General features: G+C 32.4%; 13 protein-coding genes. 1 reads left to right on the forward strand and 12 read right to left on the reverse strand.

Annotation, left to right across the window (positions count from 1 at the left end; translation table 11 throughout):
* The 9 genes from B5D41_RS08260 to B5D41_RS08300 all read right to left on the reverse strand — a co-directional run bounded on the left by B5D41_RS08260 (nt 1) and on the right by B5D41_RS08300 (nt 7803).
* Nucleotides 1–390 (reverse strand): hypothetical protein, encoded by a 390-nt coding sequence (locus tag B5D41_RS08260; RefSeq protein WP_078810157.1) that lies wholly within the window; start codon nt 388–390, stop codon nt 1–3.
* An 89-nt stretch (nt 391–479) separates the two neighbouring features.
* Complete coding sequence (gene pth / locus B5D41_RS08265; protein ID WP_078810158.1) at nt 480–1037, reverse strand: aminoacyl-tRNA hydrolase; 558 nt, start codon at nt 1035–1037, stop codon at nt 480–482.
* 85 nt (nt 1038–1122) lie between these two features.
* On the reverse strand, nt 1123–1782 hold the full coding sequence (locus tag B5D41_RS08270) for a 50S ribosomal protein L25 (RefSeq protein WP_078810159.1): 660 nt from the start codon (nt 1780–1782) through the stop codon (nt 1123–1125).
* A gap of 71 nt (nt 1783–1853) precedes the next feature.
* Nucleotides 1854–2801 carry a ribose-phosphate diphosphokinase gene (locus B5D41_RS08275; protein WP_078810160.1) on the reverse strand — a complete coding sequence of 316 codons (948 nt, stop codon included), beginning with the start codon at nt 2799–2801 and terminating at the stop codon, nt 1854–1856.
* A gap of 70 nt (nt 2802–2871) precedes the next feature.
* On the reverse strand, nt 2872–4227 hold the full coding sequence (gene glmU, locus B5D41_RS08280; RefSeq protein WP_078810161.1) for a bifunctional UDP-N-acetylglucosamine diphosphorylase/glucosamine-1-phosphate N-acetyltransferase GlmU: 1356 nt from the start codon (nt 4225–4227) through the stop codon (nt 2872–2874).
* Nucleotides 4228–4247: 20 nt separating this feature from the next.
* On the reverse strand, nt 4248–5078 hold the full coding sequence (locus tag B5D41_RS08285; RefSeq protein ID WP_078810162.1) for a hypothetical protein: 831 nt from the start codon (nt 5076–5078) through the stop codon (nt 4248–4250).
* Between the two features lie 308 nt (nt 5079–5386).
* Nucleotides 5387–5641 carry a septation regulator SpoVG gene (gene spoVG / locus B5D41_RS08290; RefSeq protein WP_078810163.1) on the reverse strand — a complete coding sequence of 85 codons (255 nt, stop codon included), beginning with the start codon at nt 5639–5641 and terminating at the stop codon, nt 5387–5389.
* 99 nt (nt 5642–5740) lie between these two features.
* Nucleotides 5741–7330, reverse strand: coding sequence for an N-acyl-D-amino-acid deacylase family protein (locus tag B5D41_RS08295; RefSeq protein WP_078810164.1), 1590 nt, complete (start codon nt 7328–7330; stop codon nt 5741–5743).
* Nucleotides 7331–7410: 80 nt separating this feature from the next.
* Nucleotides 7411–7803, reverse strand: a complete 393-nt coding sequence (locus B5D41_RS08300) for a MerR family transcriptional regulator (RefSeq protein WP_078810165.1) — start codon at nt 7801–7803, stop codon at nt 7411–7413.
* Between the two features lie 187 nt (nt 7804–7990).
* On the opposite strand from B5D41_RS08300, the gene B5D41_RS08305 reads away from it, so the two are divergent.
* Nucleotides 7991–9085, forward strand: coding sequence for a PRK06851 family protein (locus B5D41_RS08305; RefSeq protein WP_078810166.1), 1095 nt, complete (start codon nt 7991–7993; stop codon nt 9083–9085).
* A gap of 152 nt (nt 9086–9237) precedes the next feature.
* On the opposite strand, the gene purR is transcribed toward B5D41_RS08305, so the two are convergent.
* From purR to ispE, 3 genes are all read right to left on the reverse strand, one after another.
* Nucleotides 9238–10053, reverse strand: coding sequence for a pur operon repressor (purR, locus tag B5D41_RS08310; RefSeq protein WP_078810167.1), 816 nt, complete (start codon nt 10051–10053; stop codon nt 9238–9240).
* Nucleotides 10054–10163: 110 nt separating this feature from the next.
* A complete protein-coding gene (locus B5D41_RS08315; RefSeq protein ID WP_078810168.1) occupies nt 10164–10940 on the reverse strand; it encodes an NTP transferase domain-containing protein in 777 nt (258 codons plus the stop codon).
* A gap of 19 nt (nt 10941–10959) precedes the next feature.
* Nucleotides 10960–11844, reverse strand: coding sequence for a 4-(cytidine 5'-diphospho)-2-C-methyl-D-erythritol kinase (ispE, locus tag B5D41_RS08320; RefSeq protein ID WP_078810169.1), 885 nt, complete (start codon nt 11842–11844; stop codon nt 10960–10962).
* Nucleotides 11845–11886 lie beyond the last annotated feature (42 nt).

Below are 11886 nucleotides of genomic sequence, written 5' to 3' on the forward strand. Positions count from 1 at the left end.
TTAATTTCCCCCTATCTTAGTTAGGACTATATAATTCCATAAAGTATGAACAGTAGTAGCTGCTAACACACCAAGTAAAATACTATTAGATTTAAGATAAATGAATAGAGTAATATATCCAAAAGCAAAATGCCCTAGAAGACTGAAACTTCCAGCTAAAACTCCATGCTCAGATGTAGAATAAAAATCATAAATAGCTTCAATAGCTCCAAAGACTAAGTGAACTAAAAGAATATTTGTCTGCCAAAAATACGCTGAAAAACTTTTAACTACCTCTTCTACAAAAGGAACTAAATAAATTATTACTAAATTGCCAGCCTCAGCTACTAGATATCTATTAATTAACATGGTTACTACAGCGGCTATTAATCCTACTAAGATAATATTCATTCTTCCACTCCAAATTTTATTTAATTTTTTATAAAATTGACCTTGTAATTATAAGTATTAACTTCTAATCGACTAAATATGTAATTCTTTTAATTAAAATTATTCATCACAGAATTTATATCATTGACTAAAAATTCATAAATAGCATCCACTGCTTTAGAAGTTATTTTTTTTACTTTATTCCTATTTTCCTTACTAAATTTTCCTAATACATAATCAGTAACCGTCATATATTCCGGTGGTCGACCAATCCCTACTCTGATACGAGGGATTGATTTATTGTTTAAATGATTAAAGATTGACTTCATTCCATTATGACCGCCATGGCCTCCTGAAGGTCTAACTCTAAGTTGACCTAATTCTAAATCTAGATCATCATAAATAATCAGAACATCTTCCAATTCAATATCATACCATCTAATTAACTCTCCTACTGCCTGCCCACTATTATTCATATAAGTCTGCGGCTTAGCTAAGATAACCTTCTCACCTTGTAAATACGACTTCCCAATTAAAGCCTTCTTTTCTTCTTTATTAACCTTTATTTGATATTGATTAGCAAATTCATCTATTATTCGAAAACCAATATTATGTCTAGTCTTAGAATATTTAAAATCGGGGTTGCCTAATCCAACTATCAGTTTCATAAGCTATTCACTCCTTTAATCTTATAGATAAAAACAAAAGACGTAATCAATTTAATTGATTACGTCTTAGTTAATATGTTAGATTTTACTCTTCGTCTTCAATTTCATCTGCTTCTTCCTCTTCTTCATCCGGCTCTTCACCGATAACTTCTGGTTCAGCAACAACTTCTGTTGTTTCTTCTTCAAGATCCTCTTCACTAAGTTCAGTAGGCACAACAATAGTTACTACTACTTCATCTCCATTAGTTATAAGTTCTACACCTTCACCTGTTTTTAATGCAGCAGCGTGTAAAGATTCACCTACTTCAAGATGAGAAATGTCGACCTTAATATCTTGAGGAATATCAGTTGGTAAACATTCAACTTCAACTTTTCTAAGTGCTTGTTGTAATACTCCACCTTCTCTTTGACCAGCAGACGTACCCTCTAAAGTAACAGGTACTTCTACAGTAATTTCCTCGTCAAGAGCAATTTGGTGAAAATCTACATGTAAAAATTCACCTGTAATTACATCCTTCTGTAATTCTTTAACCATTACCTTTTTAACATCATCTTCAAGACTTAAGTCAATAATTGCATTGTTTCCTTGAGCCTGAGCTAACTCTTTAGCATCTAACTTTAGGCTAACTGTCTCCTGGCTTCGACCATAAACTACTCCAGGAACTAAACCTTTATTTCGTAATCTGCGAGCTGCGCTCTGACCAGTTTCGCTTCTCACTTCAGCATTGAGTTCTACAAGTTCCATTCATACCCACTCCTTTTTAAATTCTTCTCATAAGTTACATTTTAACATTTTTTTAAATAAAAATCAAAACTTTAATCAAATAATACACTAACTGACAGGTCTTTAAATATTCTATCAATAGCTTCTCCAAGTAATGGAGCAATTGATAATACATTAACCTTGTCCAATTTTTTCTCATCTGGTAAAGGAATGGTATTTGTTACTACTACTTCCTTAATATTTGATTCCTCTAATCTTTCAATTGCTGGACCAGAAAAAACTGGATGAGTACAGCAAGCATAAACTTCTCTAGCACCTCGTTCTTTTAAAGCCTTAGCTGCTTGCGTAATAGTCCCTGCTGTATCAATCATGTCATCTAATAAGATTACATTTTTATCATTGACATCTCCGATAATATTCATTACCTCTGACACATTAGGTTTTGGTCGTCTTTTATCAATAATAGCTATTGAAGTATTAAGTCTTTCAGCAAAATCTCGCGTTCTTTTTACAGCACCTACATCTGGAGACACAACAATATTCTCATCTAAATCTTTACTTAAGAAATATTCTGCCAAAATAGGAGCACCTAATAAGTGATCAACAGGGATATCAAAGAAACCTTGGATTTGAGCAGCATGAAGATCAATTGCAACTAACCTATCTGCTCCGGCAGATGCTAATAAATTAGATATTAGCTTAGCGGAAATAGGATCTCTAGGTTTAGCCTTTCTATCCTGTCGTGCATATCCAAAATACGGTACTACTGCTGTAATACTACGAGCAGAAGCTCTCTTTAATGCATCAACCATGACTAGCAATTCCATAATATTCTCATTTACTGGAGCACTAGTTGGTTGAACAACAAATACATCTGATCCTCTTACACTCTCTACAATACTAACGCCAATCTCCCCATCACTAAATCTGAAAACATCAGAATCAACTAATGTAGTTCCTAAATAATCACAAATTTCTCTAGCTAACTTGGGGTTTGAGTTACCTGCAAATACTTTTAACCTCTCTTTCTTTGATACCATGATAAATTTGCCCTCCTGTCTAATTTTGCCTTATTATCTTCTCTATAGATTAATATTAATTACTTAACTCTTAATCTCCCTCAGATTCTTTTTCAATTGCTGGAACTCCTAATACCAGAGTGCTTTCTTCCACATCTTTAGTAACCACTGAGCCGGCTCCTGTTATAGCATTTTGACCAATATGAATTGGTGCGACTAAAGTAGAATTACTACCTATGAATACTCCATCTTTTATTACAGTTTGATGTTTTGCTTCACCATCATAATTAGCAGTAATAGTTCCTGCTCCTATATTAACTCCTTGACCAATAATTGTATCGCCTATGTAACTTAAATGTGGCACCTTACTTTTATCTCCAACTTTAGATTTTTTAATTTCTACAAAATCACCAACTTTTGCCTCAGATCCAATTTCAGCTCCAGGTCTTAAGTAAGCAAATGGGCCTACCATTGTTTTGTCTCCTACCTTTGCTTCCTTGATTACTGAATTTTGAACTTCTACCTCAGACCCTAATTCAGAATCAATTATTCTACTTTGAGGGCCAATAGTAGAACATTCACCTATCTTAGTATCACCTTCTAGCATAGCAAATGGATAAATAATCGTATCTTGACCTATCTCCACTTCATCATCAATAAATGTATTCTTAGGATCAATGATTGTCACTCCAAAGTCTAAATGTCGATTACATATTCGTTTTCGCAAAACTTCTTCTGCTTTAGCCAAATGTCGTCTATTATTAACTCCTAGAGTCTCTGCTTCATCTTTAGTAATTACAGCAGTAACTTTATTCCCTTGATTTTTAAATATCTCAATAATATCGGTTAAATAGTACTCCCCTTGAGCATTATCTGTATCAAGTTCATCTAATGCTGAGAATAAAAGTTGACTATCAAAACAATAAGTTCCAGTATTAACCTCATTTATTTCTGCCTGCTTAACAGTAGCATCTTTATCCTCTACAATCTTAACTACTTCCCCTTTTTGACCCCTTACTATTCTACCATACCCAGTTGGGTCATCTACTTTAGTAGTCAGAATCGTAGCTGCTGCTGACTTTTCTTGTTGGCTTTTGGTTAAAAGTTCTAAAGTCTCTGCCGTTAATAATGGGGTATCTCCACATAGAACTAAAACTGAACCCGTAAAATCTGATAATAATTCTTCTGCTTGCATTACTGCATGACCAGTTCCAAGTTGTTGATTTTGATAAGCAAAATCTATATTTATATCTTCTAATTCTTCTTCAACTAATTCTCCTTTATGACCAATAACCGCAACATTCTGTACCGGATTTAAATTCTGAGCCGTCGAAATAATATGTTCAACCATAGACTTCCCACAGACTTGATGTAACACCTTTGGAAGTTCAGACTTCATTCTAGTCCCCTTACCTGCAGCTAAAATAACTGTAGCCAATTTAACCATTCCTGAGAACCTCCTCTAAATTAATCAGATAAAATCGAGTCAAAGCTTATCTTCTCCCAATTACTTTCCTTTATTAACCTATCTATTTTTAATCCTGATCTAACAGTAGGAATCTCTCCTGTCATTAAATATTCACGAGTATAAATGGGATATAGAGCGTCCCTCAATCCATATTTAATAAAGAGTTCCAAGTCTTGATAAGCAGTGAATAGACCAATAGTAGTTTCTCTAAATATCTCTTTAATTATCTTATCTAAACTAGCTCCACCAATGATATTAGCTACGTTACTATTACGCACCATATATAAAGTATCATCATAATTATGTAATTCTGGGATTTCTGCTCCATATGCCTCTTCTAAAATAGTTATATCACAGTTAAAATTATGTCCTACTAATATATCCGGTTTAAAACTAGTAATTATCTCCCTTAATAATTCTATTCCATCTATTATCGATAAAGAATCAGCTAAGTCCTGATTAGTAAATATTATGCCTGTTTCTAACCATTCATCATATTCTCGAATTGCATATTGAATAGAATCCAGGTCACTCCATAAATATTCTGTGTCAACACACATAATCCTTCTAGCTTTAGGATATTTACTTAATTTAGATGAATGTTTTGGTGTAGTTAATCTATCATAAGTTTGATCCAATTGCTTTAATTGAACCATAGTCTTACTTTCTAAATCCTTAATTCCTATTACATTTCCAATCTTTCTTAATGAAGCATCTTTAAACTTATCTTCAGTTGGAAAAGATTTAAGAACCCTTTTTAACCTTTTACCCCTACCTAAAATAGTAGCTAATTTATGTTTATAAAGGTCATCCTGATTTAAATAACCCATTTTTAGCACCTTCCTGGCAACTTCTTAAAAACTAAACTAGAAGCAGGTCATAATTTAGACCTAACCTAATTATATCTTTAAATTTAAAATATTTATGCAAATAAAAAATGGAGCAATTGCTCCATTTTAAGTGGAAAAAGTTGGAACAAGAAATCATCATCTCATCCCTACAATATAACAATTACTAATTATAAAAATCATTATCTAATAACAGGAAACATTATAACAATTAAATAATTCTATGTCAAGTTTATTGTATGTAATTTAAGGAAAAAGTATTAGCAATTGTATTTTAAAATACTAAAGATTTAAGCCAATTTCTCATAAGCGTTCAAAATTCGTTCTTGAATCTTTGCTCTAACTTCAGCTTTAACTGGATGAGCTATATCTACATAATCACCGTTAGAACGTTTCCGGCTAGGCATAGAAATAAATAGACCATTCTTACCTTCAACTATTTTTAATCCCTTTACTACAAAGGAATCATCAAAAGTGATAGATGCAAATGCTTTGGTCTTACCGTCTGAATCTAATTTTTTAATTCTAACATCTGTTATATCCAATGATCCCACCCCCTTATCTGCTAATTTAAACCCAGTATATCACGAACATATATTCGATGTCAAGTTTTTCCAGATAATTTATGTAAGAAATATTTTTAATTATTTATGACGGTTTTTTAATACTTTTCCTGGCAATTTAGATGTATGCTTAGAATCTTTTATAATGAATTCTCCATTAACTAATGAATATTTAACACCTTGAGCATACTGATGGGGATTTTGATAAGTAGCTTTATCTTTTAATTCGTTTAAATCAAAAATAACTAAATCGGCTTTTAACCCTTCATCTATTCTCCCTCTATCAGTTAATGCTAACTTCTTAGCAGGTAAATAAGTCATCTTTTTAATAGCTTCCTCTAAAGTGATGACTTTTTCTTTCTTTACAAATTGATTTATTACTTTAGGAAAAGTTCCATAAGCTCTAGGATGTGGTTTTCCTTGATTTAAAATTCCATCTTTAGACCTGGTTAATGCATCTGAACCAATCATGCTTTTAGGGAAAGTCAAGACTCTTTCTAAATCCTCTTTACAGATTGAAAATTTAACCATACTAACTTTTAATTCCTCATTGATTAATAAATCAATAACTACTTCAGCTGGATCATTTCCTTTTTCTTTGGCTATCTCAGCTACACTCTTGCCTTCTAAATACTTATTATATTCTTTATCAACTTCAGCAATTAATATCTTTTCCCATGATTCTTTTTCTTTTCTTTCTTCTTCCCAATATTCTTTTATCTGCTCCACAACTTTTTCATCATTTAAACGTTGAATGACTTTTTGACTCCCTCCTTCTTTTACTCTTGAAGGTAAAAGAGCAGATAAACCTGTAGATGTTGCTAAATAAGGGTATACATCACAATCAATATCCAATCCTATTTGATTAGCCTCAGTTATTAATTGTAATGTCTGCTTAACCTTCCCCCAATTCTTTTTACCATTGGCTTTATGATGAGAAAGCTGCACTGAAACCTGAGCCTCTTTACCTATCTTAATAGCTTCTTTCACAGCTGTAATTAACCTGTCTCCCTCATCCCGTAAATGAGTAGCATAAATTCCTCCATATTCTGAAACTACTTTAGCTAATTCTATTAATTCTTTTGTCTGTGCATAAGAGGATGGAGGATAAATTAAACCTGTAGATATACCCCAAGCTCCTTGTTCCATAGCTGTAGTCAGTAATTCTTTCATTTCTTCTAATTGATCAACCGTAGGTCTGCTAATATCATCACCCATTATTGATTTTCTTAATAATCCATGACCTACTAAAGAAACCACATTGACTGCACATCCCTGGGTGTTTATCTCTTTAAAATAACCAGCCATATCTCTCCAACTTAATTCTAGATTATATTTCATTGCACTACTTCTAACTGAATCTACAGCTTGCCTAGCCATAGGAGCTGCCGAAGAGCCGCAATTACCTAGAACTTCTGTAGTTACTCCTTGATATATTTTCCCTGTTGCTTTAGGGTTAACGAGAACTGAAAGGTCTGAATGTGAATGTATATCTATAAAGCCTGGAGCTACAGTTAATCCAGTAATATCATACTCTTCTAAAGCTTTAACGTCTTTTAAATCCCCCACTTTGCTAATTAATTCATCTTTAATCCCAATATCAGCCCGAAATCTCCCTTGACCACTGCCATCTATTATCATACCTCCGCTTAATTTTAAATCTAATTCCATCTCAATCTCCTTTCTAGCTCGTTTTTAAATAGTTGTCCTAACTAAAAAAGGACTCCTCATTAAATGAGAAGCCCTAAAAATCAATCATCTTTATTTTCTTTCTTTTCACTCAACAACTCCATTAACTCAGCTCGATTGGAAACCGGATATAGAGAAGTTAATTTCTTCTTGCTTACCTTAACATCATCTATTATCTCACTAGAGTTTAGCTCTTCCTTCTTTTCATTTTTATTTGAAATCTTTCCTAATTGCTCTTGAATGCCGGCAATATTTAACCCTGCATCTAATAATTCTTTTACTTTATTTAATCGTTCTATATCTTTTTGAGAATAAATTCTCTGATTACCTTTAGTTCTGGCTGGCTTAACTAACTCCATTTTTTCATAATAACGGATCTGTCGTCCTGTCAAACCAGTCATATCTTTAACTACTCCAATTGAATAGACTGGAATCCTAGGATCAATATCGGCCATTCATCTCAACTCCTTTAATTCCTCTATTATTTCTCCTATGTATAGTATATACATACTAACAAAAATTGGTCATCATGTCAATTGCCTAATTTCAAATAATAATACAATATATACTCACATTTTATCTTCTATAACATATTATATTATTGCTAGATTAACTTTAATACATTAAGGAGGAAGATTTTAAATGGAAAAGGGTAAGATTACTAATCTGTTTCCTGGTGGCAATACTGCTCAAGGTTTTTATTCTTTTTATGAATACCTACCTTATAAAGCTGAACGTATTTTTATTATCAAAGGTGGACCAGGTACTGGCAAATCTACATTTATGAAAAAAATCGGTAAAATTATGGTAGAAGAAGGCTTCAATATTGAATACCATTGGTGTTCATCTGATAATAATTCATTAGATGGGCTAGTGATTAAAGAACTGAATGTCGCTTTTTTAGACGGAACTGCTCCTCACTTAGTAGATCCTAAAACTCCTGGAGTAATAGATGAAATTATAAACTTAGGACGTTACTGGGATAGTCAACTTTTGCAAAACAGCAAAGAAAGAATTCAAGAATTAAATAATAAAATCTGGAGTTCTTTTCAAGATGCTTATAAATATTTAGCAATAGCTAAATTAACTCATGATGAATGGGAATCTTATTACATAGAAGCTATGGATTTTCAACAAGCAAATCAAAAAACAGCAAACTTAATTACGGAAATAATTGGTGACAAAGCTATTGCTAAAAAACCTGGAGAAATCAGAAGACTATTTGCAAGTGCTTTAACCCCCCAAGGACCAGTAGATTATCTGGCTAATATTACTGCTGATGTAAAAACACGCTATATAATCAACGGAAAACCAGGTACAGGTAAAGCTACTTTGACTAAGAAAATAGCTGAAGCCGCTTTACAAAGAGGTTATGATGTGCAGTTCTATCATTGTTCTTTTGACCCAGAAAGTATTGATACTATTGTAATTCCTGAGCTTAGTGTAGCTGTTATTGATGGCACAGCACCTCACGAAATAAATCCAGCAAGTGAGGATGACAAAGTCATAAACATGTTAGACTGTATTGAACAAAAAACAATTACTGAATTTGAATCAGATATCAGTGACGTTAAAGAACGTTATAATAAATTAATGTCTAAAGCAATTGCCAAAATTGCCAAAGCCAAAGAACTTCATGATGATTTAGAGGAATATTACATAGAAGCCATGGATTTTGAATCAATTGATCAGTTGATGCAAGAAATAGTGTCCGATTTATTAAGTAAAACAGATTAATATAATTGAATATAGTCGATATGTTTCTATATTTATTATTAATTGCATCTCCTATTTCACTCCACCCTTAGATCAACTTTTTAATCTCCATAGGTCAAGTTGATTTAAGAGTTTAGTAGAAACATATTGACTATTTACTTCTTTCTAACTAATTAAATAACCCAATCACTGGGTCGAGCTACTACTTCTTGATTCTTTTCATCTACTCTCTCTAAAGTAATTAGTGAAGTATAATCTGAAACTAACTTATTTTCGGGTTCACTAGTTTCCATTAAAACTCCAATATCTAAAACCTCAGTTTGAAACTCTTTCATCAAATCCAACATTCCTTTAGCCGTTCCTCCAGCTTTCATGAAATCATCTATAATAATCACTTTAGAGCCAACTTGCAATGCCCTCCTAGATAAAGACATAGTCTCTATTTTTTTAGAAGAACCTGTCACATAATTAATACTAACTACTGACCCCTCTGTTACTCTATTATCCTTTCTAACGCTGATCACTGGTAAATTCATAGCTCTAGCTGTAGCTAAGGCTATAGGGATCCCTTTAGTTTCTATAGTAATTATGTAATCAACATCTAAGTCAGCAAATTTAGTAGCAAAAATCTTTCCTACTTCCATAATTAATTCTGGTGAAAAAATAAGATCAGTCATATATAAAAATCCACCAGGTAAAATTCGCTCTGCATCAGATAACTGCTGACAAAAATACTTAATAGTTTTTTTAATATCATAATCCGCTTTATCTGGAATAAATCTAACTCCGCCAGCTGCTCCTGAAAGTGTTTCAATCTTTCCCATATTTTCTGCCGCAAATACTCGTTTAATAATAGCTAAATCTTCGCTAACTGTAGATTTTGCTACATTGAATTTTTCAGCAAAATGATTTAAAGAAAATAATCTATATGGTTTATCAACTAAAATTTTAGTAATTGCTACGATCCTTTCGCTTCTTCTCATTTTCATCTTTAAACCGGCACTCCTTCCGAACGTTTCCAATTAATCTTAATTTATTGTTCATTTTTCTCTAAGTATTACGCTAAATCCTGCAAAGAATTAAAAGTTTTTAATCTATTTCAACTGTTGATGACTATTTTTTGAATTAATTCCAAATCCTCTGGTTTATCAATATCAAAACCTAATTCAGGGTAATCAGTAATAATCGCTTTACAACAACTATTAACTAATTCTGAAGCTCTATCTTCTACTTCAGATATGGATAATTGCCCGCAAAGGAGCTTGAATAAGAATTTAAGGCCCAGAATCCGAGTCATTTTTAAAGGATCTTTGCGATTAGCAATCATACGGTTAATGACAGCTGTCGATTCATTTATTATTTTAGGACTAATTAATGTTAAATTTCCTCCCGTATAAGTACCTTCTTTTAATTTAACATAAGTTCTCTTTGATTCAGGATACATAGCTAAATTTCTCTCCTTAGAGATTATTGGATAATAAAGATCAGCTTCTACTTGAGATGTCTTACATTTAATAATAAAATCATCAATAGCTTCTCCAGTAACTAGTGGAATATCTGAACTGACTAATAGAAAATGTTGATTATTAGAAAATTCATCAGTAAGTGCCTGTAGGCCTAGTTTGATATTCTTAACTATATCTTCCTTGCTCTCTATTACTAAATTCGCTCCGTTTGCCAATAAAAGTTTTTCTTCTTCTTTAGGGCCAATAACCACGATTTTATTAATCTTTTTAGCCATATTTAACGCTTGTAAAACATAAAGTATCATCGGCCTTTGCATTACCCTCACTAAGGCTTCATAATTAATTGTAGATTCCTTAGTGACTAAATTAGTATTCCTAGCTCCAGCCAGGATAACTGCATTATGCTTCATCACTATATCCCCTTCTTCTCTACTTTATTATTATTCCTTGAGAAGTCGTTTTGGTTCTCTTAACAACATATTCTTTAGGTAACTTTGCTCGCAACCTAGCTTCCAATTTCTCAGCTGCAGCTTTATTCATAGTAAAGCCTAACATTGTAGGACCACTACCAGACATTAAAACTTTTTTAGCTCCTTGCTCTAGAATCAAATTCTCTAATTTTTTAAGTTCTTCATAACGATTCATAGTAACATGGGTTAATAAATTATCCATAGCAAAAATAATATCTAATTTTTTCTCTTCCTTAAGAGCTTGAATCATTTCATCTAAATTAGGATGCTTAATAGCTGTTTCTAAATCTAAACTTTGATAAATTTCAGCAGTAGAAACAGAGAATGGAGGATTCACCAACACTAAATCTAATCTAGGAGTTACTTTTAACGGCTCTAGTTCTGTCCCAATTCCTGTAGCTAAGACTGTACCACCTTTAATACAAAACGGCACATCTGCTCCTAACTCTGCCCCTAAACTTCTTAACTCATGAACTGTTAAATTTAATTCCCATAATTTATTAATTGCTATTAAAGTAGCAGCAGCATTAGTGCTACCTCCTGCTAAACCAGCAGCTACTGGTATAGTCTTAGAAATCTTAACCTTTATTCCACCTGCCAAATTATATTTATTAAATAATAAATTAGCTGCTTTATATACTAAATTTTGAGGACCAGTTGGTATCTTAGTTGAATCAGTCTCCAATATAATTCCTTCTTCTATCTTAGTAAAATATAATTCATCAGCTAAATCAATACTCTGCATGATCATCTCCACTTCATGATAACCATCTACTCTCCTATTTACTACATCTAAAATCAAATTAATTTTTGCTTGAGTAGTTAGCGCTAAATCTTGTACCAAATTTACCCTCTCCTTATATTTATATTAATGATTAGCTATTCT

It is taken from the genome of Selenihalanaerobacter shriftii (genome assembly GCF_900167185.1).
Classification (GTDB): Bacteria; Bacillota; Halanaerobiia; order Halobacteroidales; family Acetohalobiaceae; genus Selenihalanaerobacter; species Selenihalanaerobacter shriftii.

Coding starts and splice junctions, on each gene's coding strand:
- B5D41_RS08260 (WP_078810157.1), bottom strand. CDS start 390: ATGAATATTATCTTAGTAGGATTAATAGCCGCTGTAGTAACCATGTTA.
- pth (WP_078810158.1), bottom strand. CDS start 1,037: ATGAAACTGATAGTTGGATTAGGCAACCCCGATTTTAAATATTCTAAG.
- B5D41_RS08270 (WP_078810159.1), bottom strand. CDS start 1,782: ATGGAACTTGTAGAACTCAATGCTGAAGTGAGAAGCGAAACTGGTCAG.
- B5D41_RS08275 (WP_078810160.1), bottom strand. CDS start 2,801: ATGGTATCAAAGAAAGAGAGGTTAAAAGTATTTGCAGGTAACTCAAAC.
- glmU (WP_078810161.1), bottom strand. CDS start 4,227: ATGGTTAAATTGGCTACAGTTATTTTAGCTGCAGGTAAGGGGACTAGA.
- B5D41_RS08285 (WP_078810162.1), bottom strand. CDS start 5,078: ATGGGTTATTTAAATCAGGATGACCTTTATAAACATAAATTAGCTACT.
- B5D41_RS08295 (WP_078810164.1), bottom strand. CDS start 7,330: ATGGAATTAGATTTAAAATTAAGCGGAGGTATGATAATAGATGGCAGT.
- B5D41_RS08300 (WP_078810165.1), bottom strand. CDS start 7,803: ATGGCCGATATTGATCCTAGGATTCCAGTCTATTCAATTGGAGTAGTT.
- B5D41_RS08305 (WP_078810166.1), top strand. CDS start 7,991: ATGGAAAAGGGTAAGATTACTAATCTGTTTCCTGGTGGCAATACTGCT.
- purR (WP_078810167.1), bottom strand. CDS start 10,053: ATGAAAATGAGAAGAAGCGAAAGGATCGTAGCAATTACTAAAATTTTA.
- B5D41_RS08315 (WP_078810168.1), bottom strand. CDS start 10,940: ATGAAGCATAATGCAGTTATCCTGGCTGGAGCTAGGAATACTAATTTA.